Below are 18162 nucleotides of genomic sequence, written 5' to 3'. Positions count from 1 at the left end.
CCTGTGTACGTGTGTAGGTGTGCCGTTACGCAGGTCTAAGACTGCCATGCTCACGCCCCGCCGCCTGCATCGGCATCGGCATCGCCTGACGTGATGTCTCCAACGCCTCCACCGTGCGCCGGGCGCTGGGGCCGACCACCACGGCCCACTCCTGCGGGGCTTCGGTGAGCCAGCGGAGGACGAGGGCGGCGAATCCGGGCACGTCACGGGCGAGTTCGACCAGGCTGCGGTCGAAGCGGGCTGCGCCTTGGGGGGTGCGGACGAGGAGCATGCCGGTGCGGTGGACGAGCGCGCGCGTACGGAACTCGGGGCGGCTGTGGAGCCCGTCGGCGGCGGCCCGGAGGAGGGCGTCCAGTACGTGCGGGTCGCGTCCGGTGGTCTGCTCGAACTCCAGCAGGACCTCCAGCAGCTCGGCCCGCAGCGGCCGGGAGGCGGTGGACCCGGCCCCGGCGAGGACCCGGGCGAGGGCGGCGCGTACGGGGGGCGGGGCGGGGCGGTCCCGGAGCAGGCCGGTGACCAGGGGCAGGAGCAGGGCACGGGCGGCGGGGCCGTGTTCGAGGCGGAGGTCCACGTACTCGGCGGCGTGGGTGCCGTCCTCGGGGTGGGCGTCGACGTATTCGCGTACGAGCCCGGCGACGTGCAGCGCGAGCGCGGGGGTGTCGAGCCCGGCGAGGGCCCGCAGCACCGCCGCCGCGCCCTCGCCCGGATGGGCCAGGCGGGCGCGGAGGGCGGCCAGGACCGGCTCGGGGTGGGCCGGGAAGATCTCCGCGAGCAGCTCCACGGTGAGGCCGGGGGCACCGTGGGCGAAGAGGCGGAGGGCCTGCGGGAGGTGGTGGCCCCGCGACGTCGGGTCCCGGACGAGGAGGGTCAGGGCGGCCGGATGCAGCTCCCGGTCCTCCGGGCGCCCCACCAGGATCTCGGCGGCGGAGCGGAGCAGGGCCCGGTCGCCCTCGGCGGTGATCCGGGGCTGGAGGAGTCCGGCGTACCGGGCGGCGGCGGAGCGTCGGGCCGGGCGGTCCTCGTCCCCGGCCCACCGCTCGACGGCCCGGCAGAGCGCGGTGGGTTCGTCCTCCGCGAGGGCGGCGAGCAGCTCACCGGCCCGGGCGTGCGGAGTGGCGATCAAGGCGTCGACGAGGTCGTCGACGGCCAGGGCCCGGCGGGCGTGGAGCAGGGCCTGCGCGGCGTCGGCCACGGTGGGGCGCAGGCCCCCCTCCTTCGGTGCTCCGGGGCCGCCGCCGGCGAACAGCAGCGGCCGCTCGTCGGTGAACCAGCGGCAGAGCAGCGGCTGCACGGTGGAGGGGTCGTAGCCCAGGCGGCGGGCCACCGCGTCGAGATACCGCTCGTCGCCGTCGGTTCGGGGCACCCCGTCGGCGGGCACCAGGCGGCGGAGGAGGTCGATCCGGTCCTCCTCGGGCAGCCGGAGCCGCCGCCAGAACCAGGGGCCGAACTCGCCGTACGCCCCCGGGACCGCCGGTCCCCCGGCGGCTCCCGCCGTGGCGGCCGAGCAGCGGGTGATGCGGCCGGCGAGGACCCGCAGGACGCCCAGGTACGGGCGTGCGTCGGGCACCCGGAGCAGGCTGCCGCCGAGCAGGTGCGCCGCCCACCAGGCGGCGTCCTCGTCCCGGGGGCCGCGGTGGGCCGGGGGGCCCTCGCCGCGCTGTCCCTCGTACGTCCACAGCCGGTCCAGCGCCTCGATCAGGTCGGCCATCCGGTGCGCGAGGGCGGCGGTGCCCTGGCGGCGGCCGAGAAGCACCATCGCCTGGATCACCGGCCCGATCCGGTGCCGGGGCACGGGGAGGGAGCGGGGCTCCTCGTCGGCCGCGTGGGGCCCGTCGCCGAAGCGGGGCTCCCCGGCCGGGCCGAGCGCCCCGCCGGCACCGGGCCGAGCGACGACACCGGTCTCGCGGACAGCACCGTTCCCCTGGACACCACCGGCACCACCAGCACGCCGCCCGCCCGGCCCATCGGCATCCTGGCGCCCATCAGCGGCACGCCTCCCACCCGCACCACCGGGCCCACGCCCCCCGCTCCCCCGGTGCCAGCGGTGCACCAGGGAGCGCAGGGCCGCGTCCAGGTCCAGGTGAGCGCCCTGGACCCAGTCGCCCAGTTCCTCGTGGGCGAAGCGGTAGCCGGCCCCCGCCGGGACGAGGAGTCCCTCCGTGAGCACGGCCGAGGCCCACCCGGTGCGCCAGGGGAAGATCTCCTCGAACGCCTCCCGGTCCAGCTCCCCCTGTCCCGGGCCCAGACAGCGCCGGGCCGCCTCGTGGACCTGGCCCGCGACCCGGGCGGCCAGCCTGCGTACGGCGGTGCCCCGGGGCTGCTCACCGGCGGCGGCCGCGATCCGGACCGCGATGCGCACGCACATGAGGTCCAGGTGGGCGCCGAAGACGTCCTCCGTGTCGGGGCGGCCCTGGACGCCGGGCGGCAGGGCCTCGCGGACCTCCGCGAACAGCCGCAGGGTGAGCGGGTGCCGGTCGTGGCCCGGGGCGAGGGCGTGCGGCGGGATGTCGAACCGCTCCCTGGCCTGTTCGGCCTGGGCCCGGGTGAGGTCGGCCAGACGCAGGGAGGGCGGGAGGCCGCGGGCGGGGCGGCGGGGGTGGTGCAGGGCGTCCGGCGGGTGGAGGGCCCCGGCGGTCTCCCAGTGCTCGGGGCGGCAGGCGACGACGAGCCGGACGCGGTGCTCGCGCAGCCAGCGCGCGGTCCCCGCCGTCCACTCGGGCAGCCGGTGGGCCAGCAGCGGCGGCATCTCCTCGGGGCCGTCCAGGACCACCAGAAGGGGGTGGCCCGCGTCGGCGGCGAGGCGGGCGACGCGCTCGGCCGTGGCCGTGGCCATGTCACCGAGGGCCCCGGCCGCGGCGACGATCCGGGCCGAGCGGGTCAGCGTACGGTCGGCCGCGTCCGCCACGGAGGTGTCGTCGGCGAGCAGATCGGCGCCGCGCAGCCAGAGGGTGGGGGCGGGCGTCCCCCGGTCGGCCCGGCGGGCGGCGAGGGCGGCCAGCTCGGTGGTACGGCCGGTGCCGGGCCCGCCGACGAGGCCCAGGACCGTGCCCGTACCGGCTTCGAAGGCGGCGAACTCCGCGTGGATGTCCGCGCGCTCGACCGGGGCGGTGCGCGGGTCGGGCCCGTCGGCCGAGCCGACGGAGGTGGCGGTGAGCTGGAGGACCCCGGCGAGGTTGAGGTCGGGGCCGTAGGCGGGGGCGGCGGTGGCGTTGCGCGCGAGGAGGGCGTCGAGGGTGGCGTCGGCGCCGCGCGGGAGGGGCAGGGCGAGCCCGGCGGACTCGTACGGGGTGGTGAGGGCGGTGGACAGCAGGCCTAGGACCGCGCCCGTGGCCGGGTCCGTGACCGGTCCACCGATGGCCGCGCCGCCCGAACGCAGGGCGTCGCGCCCGTCGGTGCCGAGGGCCAGCTCCAGGGCGGCGGGGACCGGATGGGTGCCGTCCGGGGCGGTGTAGGTGGCGGGGGCCGTGCCGAGGACGCGGGCCTCGCGGCGGCCGTGGGCGGCGATCCCGACATAGCTTCCGGGCTCGATCCGCTCCCGTACGGCGATGGGCAGCGGCTCCACGTCGAGCGTGCCGGGGCCGCCCGTACGCAGGAGGGCGAGGCCGAGGGCGGGGAGCGGAGTGATGTCGTCGGGGCCGACGGAGCAGGTGCGGCCGCCGGTGCCGTGCAGGAGGTACGGGCCGGCGGCGGCGGTGGCCTGGTGGGCGGTGACGATCGTGCCGCGGTCGTCCGCGACGAAGCCCGTCCCCCGCGGCCGGCCGGCCTGATCACAGATTCTCACCAGCGTCGACCGGTCCCCACTGCCCATGGATCCGACGGTAGGCCGCCGGTGATCGTACGGAGTAGCGCGCTGGGCGAAAGCGCCCCCCGCGCCCCCGACATTCACTCCGAGCGCCCGTCCAATGGGGTGAATAGCCGTGACCTGGGCGGAGCAGGGATGGTCCGGGGGTGGGGGAGGTGGAGCGGGCACCGGTGGGGGGTGGGTGCCCGCTCCACATGCATCCGGCGATCCGTCCCCGGGGTCCGGGGACCAATCCCGTGGTCCGGGGATCAGGCGAAGACGGCGAGGCTCTTGGCCCTGCCCTTCTCCTCCTCCACCAGCACGAGGAACGCCCCGTCCGGTCCGAAGACCGCGACCGGGCCCGGCGGGTAGGAGGGCATGTCCAGCCGTACGCCGTTGAGGAGCAGCCGGGCGCGCTTCTCGTCGACGTCCCAGCGCGGGAAGGCGGACGCGGCGGCCTCGGCGACCGGCATGACCGTCAGCTCCTCCTGGTGCTGGTCGAGCGTGCGGGCCGTGTCCAGTCCGTACGGGCCGACGCGGGTGCGGCGCAGCGCGGTGAGGTGGCCTCCCACGCCGAGTCCGGCGCCGAGGTCCCGGGCGAGGGCGCGGATGTACGTCCCCGAGGAGCAGACGACGGAGACGACCAGGTCCAGGACGGGGGTGCCGTCCTCGGCGACGGCCTCGCGGACGTCGTACACGCGGAAGGAGGAGATGGTCACCGGGCGGGCCGGGATCTCGAACTCCTCGCCGCCGCGCACCCGCGCGTAGGACCGCTTGCCGTCGATCTTGATGGCGCTGACCTTGGACGGGACCTGCATGATCGCGCCGGTCAGGGCCGCCACCCCGGCGTCGATCCCCTCACGGGTCACGCCGGAGGCGTCGGTGGAGGAGGTGATCTCGCCCTCGGCGTCGTCGGTGACGGTGTCCTGGCCGAGCCGGATCGTGCCCAGGTACTCCTTCTCGGTCAGCGCGAGGTGGCCGAGCAGCTTGGTGGCCCGCTGGACGCCGAGCACCAGGACTCCGGTCGCCATCGGGTCCAGCGTTCCGGCGTGGCCGACGCGGCGGGTGCGGGCGATGCCCCGCATCTTGGCCACGACGTCGTGCGAAGTGAAGCCGGACGGCTTGTCGACGATGACAAGGCCGTCCGGCGTCGGGTTCTGGTCGGTCATGCGGAGGCCGGGCCCTCGTTCTTCTCGGAGGGGCCGTCGGACTCGTCCTCGTCCTCCGGCTTGCGGTACGGGTCGGCGTCACCGGCGTACGTCGCGCCCGTGGACACCTGGCGCACCTCCGCGTCCTTGGCGCGCGCCTTGTCGAGGAGGTCCTCGATGGTGCGGGCGTTGTCCGGGAGGGCGTCGGGGACGAAGGCCAGGGTCGGCGTGAACCGGACTCCGGTCTGCCGGCCGACCTCGGAGCGCAGGACGCCCTTGGCGCTCTCCAGCGCCGCGGCGGAGGCCGCGCGCTCCTCGTCGTCGCCGTAGACCGTGTAGAAGACCGTGGCCTCCCGCAGGTCGCCGGTGACCCGGGCGTCCGTGATCGTCACGAAGCCCAGCCGCGGATCCTTGATTCGCCGGTCCAGGGTCTCCGCGACCACGACCTGGATGCGATCGGCCAGCTTGCGGGCCCGCGCGTTGTCGGTCACCGGTCCGTCACTCTTCCTTCTGGTGTTCGCTTGCGTGTCAGTCTTCGTCACTGTGCAGCCGCCGTCTCACCGACAGCAGCTCCACCTCGGGGCGGGCGGCCACCAGCCGCTCGCACCGGTCCAGCACGTCCGTCAGGTGTCCGGTATCACCGGAGACCACGGCGAGGCCGATCTCGGCCCTGCGGTGGAGATCCTGCCCGCCGGTCTCCGCCGCACTCACCGCGTACTTGCGCTGGAGTTCGGCGACGATCGGACGGACGACGGAGCGTTTCTCCTTCAACGACCGTACGTCGCCGAGGAGCAGATCGAAGGACAGGGTCCCCACATACATGTGTGTCCGGATGTCCCGCCGGTTCGGGTTCGTGCCCCGCCAGAGCTTGGCGGGGACATCAGAACCGTACCGGAACGGCCGGGGCCGATCGACGGAAATTCGACCCGTCGACCGGCCCCGACCGTGGTGGGAGCGGACCGGGGGCGGACCCCCGGAACACTCCTCGATCCCTGCGGATCAGCCTCGCGGCTTCTCGCGCATCTCGTACGTCGCGATGACGTCGTCGATCTTGATGTCGTTGAAGTTCCCGAGGTTGATACCGCCCTCGAAGCCTTCGCGGATCTCGGTGACGTCGTCCTTGAAGCGGCGCAGACCGGAGATGTTGAGGTTCTCCGCGATGACCTTGCCATCGCGCAGCAGGCGCGCCTTGGTGTTGCGCTTGACCTCGCCGGAGCGGACCAGCACACCGGCGATGTTGCCCAGCTTGGACGAGCGGAAGATCTCGCGGATCTCCGCCGTACCGAGCTCGACCTCTTCGTACTCCGGCTTGAGCATGCCCTTGAGGGCCGCTTCGATCTCTTCGATCGCCTGGTAGATGACCGAGTAGTACCGGACGTCCACGCCTTCGCGCTCGGCCATCTGCTGCGCACGCCCGGCGGCGCGCACGTTGAAGCCGATGACGATGGCGTCGGAGCCGGTCGCCAGGTCGATGTCCGACTCGGTGACCGCACCCACACCGCGGTGCAGGACCCGGATGTCGACCTCTTCACCGACGTCGAGCTGGAGCAGCGAGGACTCCAGGGCCTCCACCGAACCGGACGCGTCGCCCTTGATGATGAGGTTGAGTTCCTGGACCAGACCGGCCTTGAGCGCCTCGTCCAGGTTCTCCAGGGAGAACCTGACGCCCTTGCGGGCGAAGTTGGCGTTGCGCTCGCGGGCGGCGCGCTTCTCGGCGATCTGACGGGCCGTACGGTCCTCGTCGACGACCAGGAAGTTGTCGCCGGCGCCCGGGACGTTGGTGAGGCCGAGGACGAGGACCGGGGTCGAGGGACCCGCCTCCTCCACGTTCTGACCGTTGTCGTCGAGCATGGCGCGCACGCGGCCGTAGGCGTCGCCCACGACCATCGTGTCGCCGATGCGCAGCGTTCCGCGCTGGACCAGGACGGTCGAGACGGCACCGCGACCGCGGTCGAGGTGGGACTCGATGGCGATGCCCTGCGCGTCCTGGTCGGGGTTGGCCCGCAGGTCGAGCGAGGCGTCGGCGGTGAGGACGACGGCCTCCAGCAGCGCCTCGATGTTGAGGCCCTGCTTGGCGGAGATGTCGACGAACATGGTGTCGCCGCCGTACTCCTCGGCCACCAGACCGAACTCGGTGAGCTGACCGCGCACCTTGGTCGGGTCGGCGCCCTCGACGTCGATCTTGTTGACCGCGACCACGATCGGCACCTCGGCCGCCTTGGCGTGGTTCAGCGCCTCGATCGTCTGCGGCATCACACCGTCGTTGGCCGCCACCACGAGGATCGCGATGTCGGTCGACTTCGCACCACGGGCACGCATGGCGGTGAACGCCTCGTGACCCGGGGTGTCGATGAAGGTGATCTTGCGGTCCTCGCCGTTGACCTCGGAGGAGACCTGGTAGGCACCGATGTGCTGGGTGATGCCACCGGCCTCGCCCGCGACCACGTTGGTCTTGCGGATCGCGTCCAGGAGTCGGGTCTTACCGTGGTCGACGTGACCCATGACGGTCACCACCGGCGGACGGGAGACCAGGGCCTCTTCGCCGCCCTCGTCCTCGCCGAACTCGATGTCGAAGGACTCGAGCAGCTCGCGGTCCTCCTCCTCCGGGCTGACGATCTCCAGGACGTAGTTCATCTCCTCGGCGAGGAGACGCAGCGTGTCGTCGGAGACGGACTGCGTGGCCGTCACCATCTCGCCGAGGTTCATCATCACGGCGACGAGCGACGCCGGGTTGGCGTTGATCTTCTCCGCGAAGTCGGTGAGCGAGGCACCGCGCGACAGCCGGACGGCCTGTCCGTTGCCGCGGGGCAGCATGACGCCGCCGACCGACGGGGCCTGCATGGCCTCGTACTCCTGGCGCCTCTGCCGCTTCGACTTGCGGCCACGCCGCGCGGGACCGCCGGGACGGCCGAACGCACCCTGCGTGCCACCACGGCCACCGGGACCACCCGGACGACCGCCGAAGCCGGGACGACCGCCGAAGCCGCCGCCACCACCGGGACGACCGGCACCGCCGCCGCCACCACCGGGACCGGCCGGACGGCCGGCGAAGCCGCCGCCGCCACCACCGGGACGACCGGCGAAGCCGCCGCCACCGGGACGACCGCCACCGGCACCGCCGGGACGACCGCCGCCGCCGGGACCACGGCCGCCGCCACCGGGACCGGGGCGCGGGCCGGCAGCGGGACGCTGCGGCATCATGCCCGGGTTGGGGCGGTTACCGGCGGGACCGGCACCGGGACGCGGGGCCTGCGGACGGGGCATGCCGCCCGGAGTGGGACGGGCACCGCCCTGGGCCTGGCCGCCCTGGGGGCGCGGGGCGCCGCCGGGGCCGCCCTGCGGACGCGGGGCGCCGGGGCGCTCCTGGCCGCCGCCGGGGCGCGGGGCGCCGCCGGGACGGGGCGCCGAGGGGCGCGCCATGCCGGTGGAGCCGCCGGAGGTGAAGGGGTTGTTGCCCGGACGGGGACCGGCCGGACGGCCGCCGCCGGGGCGCGGGGCACCCTGGCCCGCGGGACGCGCGGGGCGGTCGCCGCCGCGCTCGCCACCGCGGCCGCCGTCACGCTGGCCGCCGTCGCGCTGACCGCCGGCCGGGGCCGGACGGGCGGGGGCGGGACGCGGGCCCGGGGTGGCGCCCGTGGGCCGCGGGGCGGCCGGACGCTCGGGGGCCGGGGCCGGAGCCGAGAACTCGGCGGCCGGGACCGGGGTCACCGGGGCCGCCTTCGGCGCGGGCTTCGGGCCCGGACGCGGGGCGGGGGACGGCGCGGAGGGCGCCGCCGGAGAGCTGCTGGGGGCCTCGGCGGCGGCCGGCTTGGGAGCCGGTGCGCCGGGCTTGGGGGCAGCGGGACGTGCCGCAGCGGCCGGGGAGGGCGCTGCGGGCTTCGCGGGCGTCGCCTTGCGGGGCGCACCCGGCTTCGCAGCGGACTTGCCGGCGTTGCCGCCGGGCCCCTGCAGTGCGTCGGTCAACTTACGTACAACCGGCGCCTCGATCGTCGAGGACGCCGAACGGACGAATTCACCGAGTTCTTGGAGCTTGGCCATGACGACCTTGCTCTCGACGCCGAACTCCTTGGCGAGTTCGTATACCCGGACCTTAGCCACTTCGCTCCTTTTAGGTCCGGGTTACCGCCGGACCGTCGCTACTTCATGGGCGTACTCATCGCGTACTCATCGAGTGCTCATCGCAATCTCGACCTACTTCCAACTCGCGAGGTACCTGACCGCACGGGGTCCCGTGCCGTTCACTTTCTTACGATGTCGCCCGCTCGACGAACCGCGTGAGTTCCGCGGTGTCGAACGGCCCCTTGGCCTTGAAGGCCCGGGGGAATGCCCGGCGGCGAACCGCCAGGTCGAGACAGACAGAGGTGGGGTGCACGTAAGCACCCCGGCCGGGCAGCGTACCGCGTGGATCGGGGGCGCAGGCGCCCTCGTCCACCACGATCCGCAGCAGCTCGCTCTTGGCCGCTCGCTCCCGGCATCCCACACAGGTCCGCTCGGGGCAAGCGCCGGCTTGCGTCCGGCCAGACACGATTAAGTCTACCTCCCCGCACCGACCTCACCCCGCGGGGGCGAAAATCGAACGGATGTTGTCGTGATCTCAGCGTCGTACGGCCAAGATCTATTCCCTGGAGCGACTCCGGGTCAACGCCTTTCCGAGCGCTCCCGGGCCCGCTCGGCCCGCTCGCGGTCGGCGTTCTCCCGCTCCTCGTCGGTCTCGGTGTCCGGCCGGATGTCGATGCGCCAGCCGGTGAGGCGGGCGGCGAGGCGGGCGTTCTGGCCCTCCTTGCCGATCGCCAGCGACAGCTGGTAGTCCGGCACGGTGACCCGGGCGGAGCGGGCGCCGAGGTCGACGATCTCGACCTTGCTCACCCGGGCGGGCGAGAGCGCGTTGGCGACCATCTCGGCCGGGTCGTCCGACCAGTCCACGATGTCGATCTTCTCGCCGTGCAGCTCGGCCATGACGTTGCGCACCCGGCCGCCCATGGGGCCGATGCAGGCCCCCTTGGCGTTGAGGCCCGAACGGGTGGAGCGAACCGCGATCTTGGTGCGGTGGCCGGCCTCGCGGGCGATCGCGGAGATCTCGACGGAACCGTCGGCGATCTCCGGGACCTCCAGCGCGAAGAGCTTCTTCACCAGGTTGGGGTGGGTGCGCGAGAGCGTCACGGAGGGGCCGCGGACGCCCTTGACGACCCGGACGACGTACGTACGCAGGCGCAGGCCGTGCGTGTACTCCTCGCCCGGCACCTGCTCCTGGACCGGAAGGATGGCTTCCAGCTTGCCGATGTCGACCAGGACGTTCCTGGGGTCCTTGCCCTGCTGGACGACGCCGGTGACGACATCGCCCTCGTGGCCCGCGTACTCCCCGAAGGTCTTGTCGTCCTCGGCGTCGCGCAGCCGCTGCAGGATGACCTGCTTGGCGGTGGACGCGGCGATCCGGCCGAAGCCGGAGGGGGTGTCGTCGAACTCCTTGGGCTCCTGGCCCTCTTCGAGGTCGGCCGGGTCCTCGGTGGCCCAGACCGTCACATGGCCGCGCTCGTCGATCTTCACGCGGGCCCGGCGGTAGCTGCCGTCGGTGCGGTGGTACGCGATGAGGAGGGCCGACTCGATCGCCCCGACGAGCACGTCGAACGGGATCTCCTTGTCCTGCGCCAAGCCCTTCAGAAGCTTCACATCGATGTCCACGGCTACGCCTCCTCTTCCTTCTTGTCCTTGCGGTTGAATTCGATCTCCACGCGCGCCTTGGCGATCTCGTCGAAGGCGAGGCGGCGGGCGGTGGGCTTGCGACCCTTGACACCGGGCACTTCCAGGTCGAGCCCGTCCTCGTCGACGGCGAGGATACGGGCGACCAGCTCACCGGAGCCCTCGGCGGCGAGGTGGAAGCGGGCCAGTCGGCCGGTGGCGCGGACGTAGTGGCGGGGCTCGGAGAGCGGGCGCTCGGCGCCGGGGGAGCTGACTTCGAGGACGTACTCGCCCTCGCCCATCACATCGCTCTCGTCCAGCTTCTGGGAGATCGCGCGGCTCAGCTCCGCGCAGGTGTCCAGCTCCACGCCCTCGTCCGAGTCGACGATGATCCGCAGCACTCCGCGGCGGCCGGCCCGGGACACCTCGATCTCCTCGAGGTCCAGCTGCTGTGCGCTGACGAGCGGTTCCAGCAGCCCGCGCAGCCTCTCGCTCTGGGTGGTGCTCATCCGGGTGACTCCTCGGCCGCGTGTGCTGTTGTGGGGATCGTGCTGTGTCAGGTCAAAGGGTATCCGGTCGCCAGGGGTGTTGCCGTCCGCCTGCCCTGTTGCCGCGGGTACGCTCGCCTGCGGTGATCAGTTCAGGACAGATCCTGTCAGGATCGGTCCCGGCCCGAAGGAGAAACGTGCGGCGCACGGGGACGACCCGCAGGGGGGCGCTCACCGCGACGGGGGCTCTCGCACTGGGTGCGGTGCTGACCGGCTGCGGGGAGGACGACAAGGGCACGGACGCGGGCAGCCCCGTGCTCACCGAGACCGAGGCGGTCCGGGCCGACCGGGCGCTGCGCCGGGGCGCGGCCCGCACCGGCGCCCTGGCGCTCGCCCACTACGACCTGGTCACCGAGGCCCACCCGGGCACCGCGGCAGGCCTGGCGCCCCTGCGGACGGCCGTGCGGCAGCACATCGGGGCCGTGTCGGCGGGGCGCCCGCAGCCGCCCGCCGCCGCACCGGGCCCGGTCTCCACCGACCCCCGTACGGCCCTGAAGGAGCTGGCCGCCGCCGAGCGCCGCCGGGCCGACGCCCACGCCGAGGCGCTGCTCACCGCGGAACCGGAGCTGGCCCGGCTGCTGGCCTCCGTGGCGGCGGGCGCCGCGGCACACGCCTATCTGCTGACGGAGCTGGCCAAGGAGACCGCGTCATGACCCTACCCTCCGAGGACGAGGCCCCCTCCCCCGCGCTCATCGCCGCCCAGGCCGCGCTGGCCGCCGAACACGCGGCGGTCTACGGGTACGGGGTGCTCGGCGGCCGGGTCGAGGCGGAGCGGCGCACCGAGGCGCGCGCGGCGTACGACGGGCACCGCGCACGCCGGGACACGCTCGTGCGCACCGTGCGTGACCTGGGCGGTGCGCCGGTCGCCGCCGACGCCGCGTACGCTCTGCCCTTCGCGGTTGCCGACACCGCGTCGGCCCTGCGTCTCGCCGCCGTCCTGGAGGACCGGGTGGCGGGCGTCTGCGCCGATCTCGTACGGGCCACCGAAGGGCCCGCGCGCGCCGAGGCGGCGGGCGCCCTCCGGGAGGCCGCCGTACGGGCGGCCCGCTGGCGGGGCGGCAACGTAGCCTTTCCGGGGCTCGCCGAGCGGGCTCCGGACACCGATCCGGCGGAGACGGGCCCGGTGGAGGCCGCGGGGGCACAGGCCCCCCGGGGCCGGGGCTGACCGAAGGACCGGAAAGGGAACAAAGGACGTATGGGTTGCGAACCGCCGCAGCGCCTGGTGCGCGCGCTCGGCGAGATGTACGGGGACGCCACGGCCGCCGACTGGCTGGACCGGCTCCCCGCGCTCACCGAACGGGCCGTCGGCGCCGCCGGGCCGGACCTCGCCGTGGAGCGGGTGGCCGCCCCCGGCGGGCGCAGCGGCCTGGTGCTCCTGGTGCGGCGGGCCGACGGGACCCCGGCGGCGCTGAAGATCGCCCCGCCGCCCGCCGAACCGGAGCGGGAGAGGGCGGCACTGGCGCACTGGAACGGCTGGGGCGCGGTGAAGCTGCTGGAGCCGGACGAGGAGCTGTCGAGCTCCGGGGCGCTGCTGCTGGAGCGGCTGCGCCACGAGGTGTCGCTGCGTTCGCTGCCCGAGGCCAAAGCGCTCCTGGAGGCGGCGGGCACGCTCCGGCGGCTCTGGGTGGAGCCGCCGGCCGGCCATCCCTTCGAGACCGTGACCGAGCGGACCGGGCGGCAGACCGAGGGCATGCGGGCGGCGGCCGAGACGGACCCGGCGCTCGCACCCCTGGTGGAAGCGGCCCTCGCGGCCCGTACGGAACTGGTGTCGGCCTCCCCTGAACTCCTCCTCCTGCACGGCAACTTCCGGCAGAGCAAGGTACTCGCGGGCGAGCGCGCCCCCTGGCTGACGGTGGGTCCGGAGCCGCTGGTGGGCGAGCGGGCCTACGACCTGGCGCGGCTGGTACGGGACCGGGCGGAGGACCTGGTCGCCTCCCCGGGCGGCGGGGCGAGCGCCCGGCGCCGGGTGAAGAAGCTGGCGGAGTCCCTGGAGGTGGACCAGGCGCGGTTGCACGGCTGGACGCTGTTCCGGGCGGTCGAGTCGGGCACCCGCGCGCTGGCGGAGGGCCGGCGGCAGATGGGCGAGGTCAACCTGGAGTTCGCGGGCTGGCTGTAGGCGGTGAGGACATAGGTGGGGGCCCCGGGCCGGCGGTGTGCCGGGAGCCCTCGCCGTGCGGGGGGGTCCGGGCGCCCCAGGACGCTGCCGGTGTCCCTGCACGGGGCCCCTCTTGCGCGTTTCCGTACGTTTCCGTACGGCGGGGACTTCCGGCACCCCTCACCCGTCCCCGTACGGCGAAGGCCCCCGCGCGACCGCTTGAACCCAAGCCGTGCGCGGGGGCCTTCGTCCCCGTACGGGTCAGGCCAGGTCGGCCGCCAGGCGGGCGATCGCCTCGTCGACGGTCAGCTCCTCGCGCTCGCCGGTGCGGCGGTCCTTCAGCTCCAGGACACCGTCGGCGGAGCGGCGCCCGGCGACCAGGATCTTGGGCACGCCGATCAGCTCGGAGTCGGTGAACTTCACGCCGGGCGAGACGCCGGGGCGGTCGTCGACCAGGACGCGCAGGCCCGCCGCGCTCAGCTTCTCCGAGACCTCCAGGGCCAGCTCCGTCTGGAGGGCCTTGCCCGCGGCGACGACGTGGACGTCGGCCGGGGCGACCTCGCGGGGCCAGCACAGGCCCTTGTCGTCGGCGGTCTGCTCGGTGAGCGCGGCCACGGCGCGGGAGACGCCGATGCCGTACGAGCCCATCGTGACGCGGACGGGCTTGCCCTGCTGGCCGAGCACGTCGAGCTGGAAGGTGTCGGCGTACTTGCGGCCGAGCTGGAAGATGTGGCCGATCTCGATGGCGCGGTCCAGGGTGAGGCCGGTGCCGCAGTCGGGGCAGGGGTCGCCCTCCTCGACCACGACGACGTCCAGGTACTCGTCGACCTCGAAGTCACGGCCCGCGACGACGTTCTTCGCGTGCTTGCCCTCCTTGTTGGCGCCGGTGATCCAGGCGGTGCCGGGGGCGACGCGGGGGTCGGCCAGGTAGCGGACCTTCTCCAGGCCCTGGGGGCCGACGTAGCCGCGTACGAGGTCGTCACGGCCGACGAAGTCCTCGGCGGTGACCAGCTCGACGACGGCGGGTGCCAGGTGCTCTCCCAGCTTGCCGAGGTCGACCTCGCGGTGGCCGGGGACACCGACGGCCACGATCTCGCCGTCCACCTTGACCAGCAGGTTCTTCAGGGTGGCCGAGGCGGGCACGCCCAGGTGCTCGGCCAGGGTCTCGATGGTCGGGGTGTCGGGGGTGTCCAACTCCTCGACCGCGCCGTGCTCCGAGCCGTCGACCGGGGCGAGCGCGAAGGTCACGGCCTCGGTGTTGGCGGCGTAGTCGCAGTTCGGGCAGTCCGCGAAGGTGTCCTCACCGGCGGCGGCGGGCGCCAGGAACTCCTCGGAGGCCGAGCCGCCCATCGCGCCGGAGACGGCGGAGACGATGCGGTGGTCCAGGCCCAGGCGCTCGAAGATCTTGATGTACGCGGCCCGGTGCAGGGCGTAGGAGTGCGCCAGGCCCTCGTCGGTGGTGTCGAAGCTGTACGAGTCCTTCATCTGGAACTCGCGGCCGCGGAGCACACCGGAGCGGGGGCGGGCCTCGTCGCGGTACTTCGTCTGGATCTGGTAGAGCATCACCGGCAGGTCCTTGTAGGACGTGCACTGGTCCTTGACGGTCTGGGTGAAGATCTCCTCGTGGGTGGGGCCGAGGAGGTAGTCGCCGCCCTTGCGGTCCTTGAGGCGGAAGAGCAGGTCGCCGTACTCGTCCCAGCGGCCGGACGCCTCGTAGGGCTCCTTGGGCAGCAGGGCGGGCAGCAGGACTTCCTGGGCGCCGATGGCGTCCATCTCCTCGCGGACCACGGTGGAGATGTTGTCCAGGACCTTCTTGCCGAGCGGCAGCCAGGTCCAGATGCCGGCCGCGTTGCGGCGGACGTAACCGGCCCGGACCAGCAGCTTGTGGCTGAGCGTCTCGGCGTCCGCCGGGTCGTCGCGCAGTGTCTTGATCATCAATCGGGACATGCGCTGGACCTGGGCCATGGTGAACTCCTGCTCGCGAAAGTGGTGAGCCCGAGGTTAACCGGGCGGTGCGGGCGGGCGGAAATCCATTCGGCCCGGGGGGCGCAGCAGCGGCAGGGGCGCGCCCATGACCGCGTATGGGAGCGGGGCGCTGGGGAAGACCACGCGGCGGGCCAGGTCCCGGTAGCCGAGGGCGTGGTAGAGCACGCGGGCCGGGCTGTCCCTGTCGATCGCGGAGAGGATCGAGCGGGGCTGCGGGACGGCGTCGGTGATGGTGGTGATCAGGGCGCGGCCGAGACCGCGCTGCTGGTGGTCGGGGTGGACGTGCAGCTCCGTGATGACGAAGGAGTCGTCGAGCCAGCCGTCGGAGCCGGTGGCCCGGAGGTAGGGCTCGACGACGGTGGACCACCAGTGGGCCCGGTCGTTGGGCAGCCCGTAGACGAAGCCGACGAGCCGCCCGTCGGGGGTGAGGGCGCCGAGTGCGCGGGCCTGGGGGTGGTCCAGGTGGCGCAGGACGATGTGGCGGCGTACGTCGATCTCGTCCTGGCTCAGCCCGAAGGCGACGGCCTGGACGTGGAGGGCTTCGTCGACGCGTGCGGCCAGGTCGATCGGCCCGACCTCGATGCCGGGGTCCGCGGGGCCCTGCGCGGTGACTGGTGCCATGCGCGAACCCTACTGGCCGGGGCGGGCGGGCCGGTACGCGCTGCGGCCGGGAACGGTGGGCGCGTGACCGGAAGGCGCGGACGCCGGGATCAGAACAGCACGCTCATGAACGTGCCCGTCTCGCGGAAGCCGACGCGGTGGTAGGCCTTGCGGGCGGGGGTGTTGTAGTCGTTCACGTACAGGCTGACGACGGGGGCGACATCGGCCAGGGCGTAGCGCAGGACGGCCGCCATGCCGGTCTCGGAGAGGCCCTTGCCGCGGTGTTCGGGGGCCACCCAGACGCCCTGGATCTGGCAGGCCTGGGGGGTGGCGGCGCCGATCTCCGCCTTGAAGACGACCTTGCCGTCGTCGATCCGGGCGAAGGAGCGTCCGGCGCCGATGAGTTCGGCGACCCGCGCCTGGTAGAGGAGGCCGCCGTCGCCGGCCAGCGGGGAGATGCCGACCTCCTCGGTGAACATCGCGACGCAGGCCGGCATCAGGACCTCCATCTCGTCCTTGCGGATGCGGCGGACGAGCGGGTCGGGGGTGATGTCGGCGGAGGGGCTCTCGGTGACCATGAGGGGCTGGTTGGCGCGGACCTCGCGGGCGGGGCCCCAGCCCGGCTCCAGGAGCCGCCAGAGCAGGGCGGTGGGTTCGGCGGGGCCGACGATGGAGGAGCAGCGGCGGCCGGCCCGGCGGGCCCGGTCGGCGAAGGCGCGTACGGCCTCGGGCCCGGCGCAGATGGGGACCAGGTTGGCACCGGCGTAACAGAGCGAGCGGAGCCTGCCGTCGGCGTACCAGCCCCACATCTCGCCGCCCAGGCGCCAGGGGTCGAGCCCCGCGACCTGGACCCGGGACGTGACGAAGGCGTTGGCCACGGGCTCGCTCTCCAGGATGGCGAGCGCTGCGCCGAGGTCGCTGGGTTCGAGGACCCGGGTGGTGGTCTGCGTCAACACGAGGGGGCCTCACCATGCGGTCTGCTGATTTCCGCACTGTACCCAACAAGCCTCTTGAACGCTGCCCGGGTCCGTATCCGGGGATCTCACGGACGTCCTGGACATGCCGCCGCCCCGCCGGGCACCGGGCCGGGCGGGGCGGTGAAGGGCTGGGCTGCGGCAGGTCAGGCGCCGATGGAGACCTGGGGCTCGCCGGAGGGGATGCCGTCCTTCTCCATCTGCTCAGCGATCTTGAGGGCTTCCTCGATGAGGGTCTCGACGATCTTCGACTCGGGCACGGTCTTGATGACCTCGCCCTTGACGAAGATCTGGCCCTTGCCGTTGCCGGAGGCGACGCCGAGGTCGGCCTCGCGGGCCTCGCCGGGGCCGTTGACGACACAGCCCATGACGGCGACGCGCAGCGGGACCTCCATGCCCTCCAGACCGGCGCTGACCTGGTCGGCGAGCTTGTAGACGTCGACCTGGGCGCGGCCGCAGGAGGGGCAGGAGACGATCTCCAGGCGGCGCTGCTTGAGGTTGAGCGCCTCCAGGATCTGCAAACCGACCTTGACCTCCTCGGCGGGCGGGGCCGAGAGGGAGACGCGGATGGTGTCGCCGATGCCCTCGGAGAGCAGCGCGCCGAACGCCACGGCCGACTTGATGGTCCCCTGGAAGGCCGGTCCGGCCTCGGTGACGCCGAGGTGGAGCGGGTAGTCGCTCTGAGCGGCGAGCTGGCGGTAGGCGTTGACCATGACGACCGGGTCGTTGTGCTTGACCGAGATCTTGATGTCGCCGAAGCCGTGCTCCTCGAAGAGGGACGCCTCCCACAGGGCCGACTCGACGAGGGCCTCGGGGGTGGCCTTGCCGTACTTCTTCAGGAGCCGCGCGTCCAGGGAGCCGGCGTTGACGCCGATCCGGATCGGGGTGCCCGTCTCGCCGGCCGCCTTGGCGATCTCCTTGACCTTGTCGTCGAACTGCTTGATGTTGCCGGGGTTCACGCGGACCGCGGCGCAGCCGGCGTCGATGGCGGCGAAGACGTACTTCGGCTGGAAGTGGATGTCCGCGATCACCGGGATCTGCGACTTCTTCGCGATGGTGGCGAGCGCGTCGGCGTCGTCCTGGGTCGGGCAGGCGACCCGGACGATCTGGCAGCCGGAGGCCGTCAGCTCGGCGATCTGCTGGAGCGTGGCACCGATGTCCGACGTACGCGTCGTCGTCATCGACTGCACGGAAACGGGCGCGTCACCGCCGACCGCGACCGAGCCGACCTGGATCTGTCGGCTGACCCTTCGGTCGGCGAGCTTGGTCGGAACGGCCGGCATTCCGAGAGAAATCGCAGTCATGCGCTGTGCATCCCCAAGGTGTGGATCAAGGTCCCGATGTCGGCGGGCTC

Annotated in this window: 15 protein-coding genes; 3 read left to right on the top strand and 12 right to left on the bottom strand. The window is 73.5% G+C overall.

The features are described from left to right. Positions 1–25: 25 nt before the first annotated feature. From AC0682_RS24765 to rimP, 8 genes are all read right to left on the bottom strand, one after another. Positions 26–3808 carry a serine protease gene (locus tag AC0682_RS24765; protein ID WP_478535157.1) on the bottom strand — a complete coding sequence of 1261 codons (3783 nt, stop codon included), beginning with the start codon at positions 3806–3808 and terminating at the stop codon, positions 26–28. A 242-nt stretch (positions 3809–4050) separates the two neighbouring features. Continuing rightward, entirely contained in the window at positions 4051–4950 is a 900-nt protein-coding gene (gene truB, locus AC0682_RS24760; protein WP_254811550.1) for a tRNA pseudouridine(55) synthase TruB, read from the bottom strand. After that, on the bottom strand, positions 4947–5420 hold the full coding sequence (rbfA, locus tag AC0682_RS24755) for a 30S ribosome-binding factor RbfA (RefSeq protein ID WP_019761866.1): 474 nt from the start codon (positions 5418–5420) through the stop codon (positions 4947–4949). Before rbfA ends, truB begins: the two co-directional genes overlap by 4 nt. A 37-nt stretch (positions 5421–5457) precedes the next feature. After that, positions 5458–5751, bottom strand: coding sequence for a DUF503 domain-containing protein (locus AC0682_RS24750; protein ID WP_015611818.1), 294 nt, complete (start codon positions 5749–5751; stop codon positions 5458–5460). Between the two features lie 177 nt (positions 5752–5928). Then, a complete protein-coding gene (gene infB, locus AC0682_RS24745; protein WP_254811551.1) occupies positions 5929–9027 on the bottom strand; it encodes a translation initiation factor IF-2 in 3099 nt (1032 codons plus the stop codon). A gap of 148 nt (positions 9028–9175) precedes the next feature. Then, complete coding sequence (locus tag AC0682_RS24740; protein ID WP_254811552.1) at positions 9176–9454, bottom strand: YlxR family protein; 279 nt, start codon at positions 9452–9454, stop codon at positions 9176–9178. Between the two features lie 113 nt (positions 9455–9567). After that, entirely contained in the window at positions 9568–10608 is a 1041-nt protein-coding gene (gene nusA / locus AC0682_RS24735) for a transcription termination factor NusA (protein WP_254811553.1), read from the bottom strand. 2 nt (positions 10609–10610) lie between these two features. Beyond that, positions 10611–11114, bottom strand: coding sequence for a ribosome maturation factor RimP (gene rimP / locus AC0682_RS24730; protein ID WP_254811554.1), 504 nt, complete (start codon positions 11112–11114; stop codon positions 10611–10613). A 176-nt stretch (positions 11115–11290) separates the two neighbouring features. Here rimP and AC0682_RS24725 point away from each other — a divergent pair, with 176 nt between their 5' ends. From AC0682_RS24725 to AC0682_RS24715, 3 genes are read left to right on the top strand one after another with little or no spacing between them, the layout of a single operon-like run. Beyond that, positions 11291–11806 carry a hypothetical protein gene (locus tag AC0682_RS24725; protein WP_478535156.1) on the top strand — a complete coding sequence of 172 codons (516 nt, stop codon included), beginning with the start codon at positions 11291–11293 and terminating at the stop codon, positions 11804–11806. Further along, on the top strand, positions 11803–12318 hold the full coding sequence (locus AC0682_RS24720; protein ID WP_254811556.1) for a ferritin-like domain-containing protein: 516 nt from the start codon (positions 11803–11805) through the stop codon (positions 12316–12318). The genes AC0682_RS24725 and AC0682_RS24720 overlap by 4 nt, the downstream gene beginning before the upstream one ends. Before the next feature lie 30 nt (positions 12319–12348). Continuing rightward, positions 12349–13269: an aminoglycoside phosphotransferase family protein gene (locus AC0682_RS24715; RefSeq protein WP_478535155.1), complete on the top strand. Its 921-nt coding sequence runs from the start codon at positions 12349–12351 to the stop codon at positions 13267–13269. Between the two features lie 240 nt (positions 13270–13509). On the opposite strand, the gene AC0682_RS24710 is transcribed toward AC0682_RS24715, so the two are convergent. From AC0682_RS24710 to ispG, 4 genes are all read right to left on the bottom strand, one after another. After that, positions 13510–15213, bottom strand: a complete 1704-nt coding sequence (locus AC0682_RS24710; protein WP_478535154.1) for a proline--tRNA ligase — start codon at positions 15211–15213, stop codon at positions 13510–13512. A 36-nt stretch (positions 15214–15249) separates the two neighbouring features. Continuing rightward, positions 15250–15855: a GNAT family N-acetyltransferase gene (locus AC0682_RS24705; protein ID WP_254811559.1), complete on the bottom strand. Its 606-nt coding sequence runs from the start codon at positions 15853–15855 to the stop codon at positions 15250–15252. An 89-nt stretch (positions 15856–15944) separates the two neighbouring features. Beyond that, positions 15945–16787 (bottom strand): GNAT family N-acetyltransferase, encoded by an 843-nt coding sequence (locus tag AC0682_RS24700; RefSeq protein ID WP_018488764.1) that lies wholly within the window; start codon positions 16785–16787, stop codon positions 15945–15947. A gap of 167 nt (positions 16788–16954) precedes the next feature. Continuing rightward, on the bottom strand, positions 16955–18112 hold the full coding sequence (gene ispG / locus AC0682_RS24695) for a flavodoxin-dependent (E)-4-hydroxy-3-methylbut-2-enyl-diphosphate synthase (protein ID WP_029395236.1): 1158 nt from the start codon (positions 18110–18112) through the stop codon (positions 16955–16957). Between the last annotated feature and the right edge of the window lie 50 nt (positions 18113–18162).

Source organism: Streptomyces sp. NPDC043746 (assembly GCF_056436485.1).
This window is presented reverse-complemented; position numbering and strand designations above follow the sequence as displayed.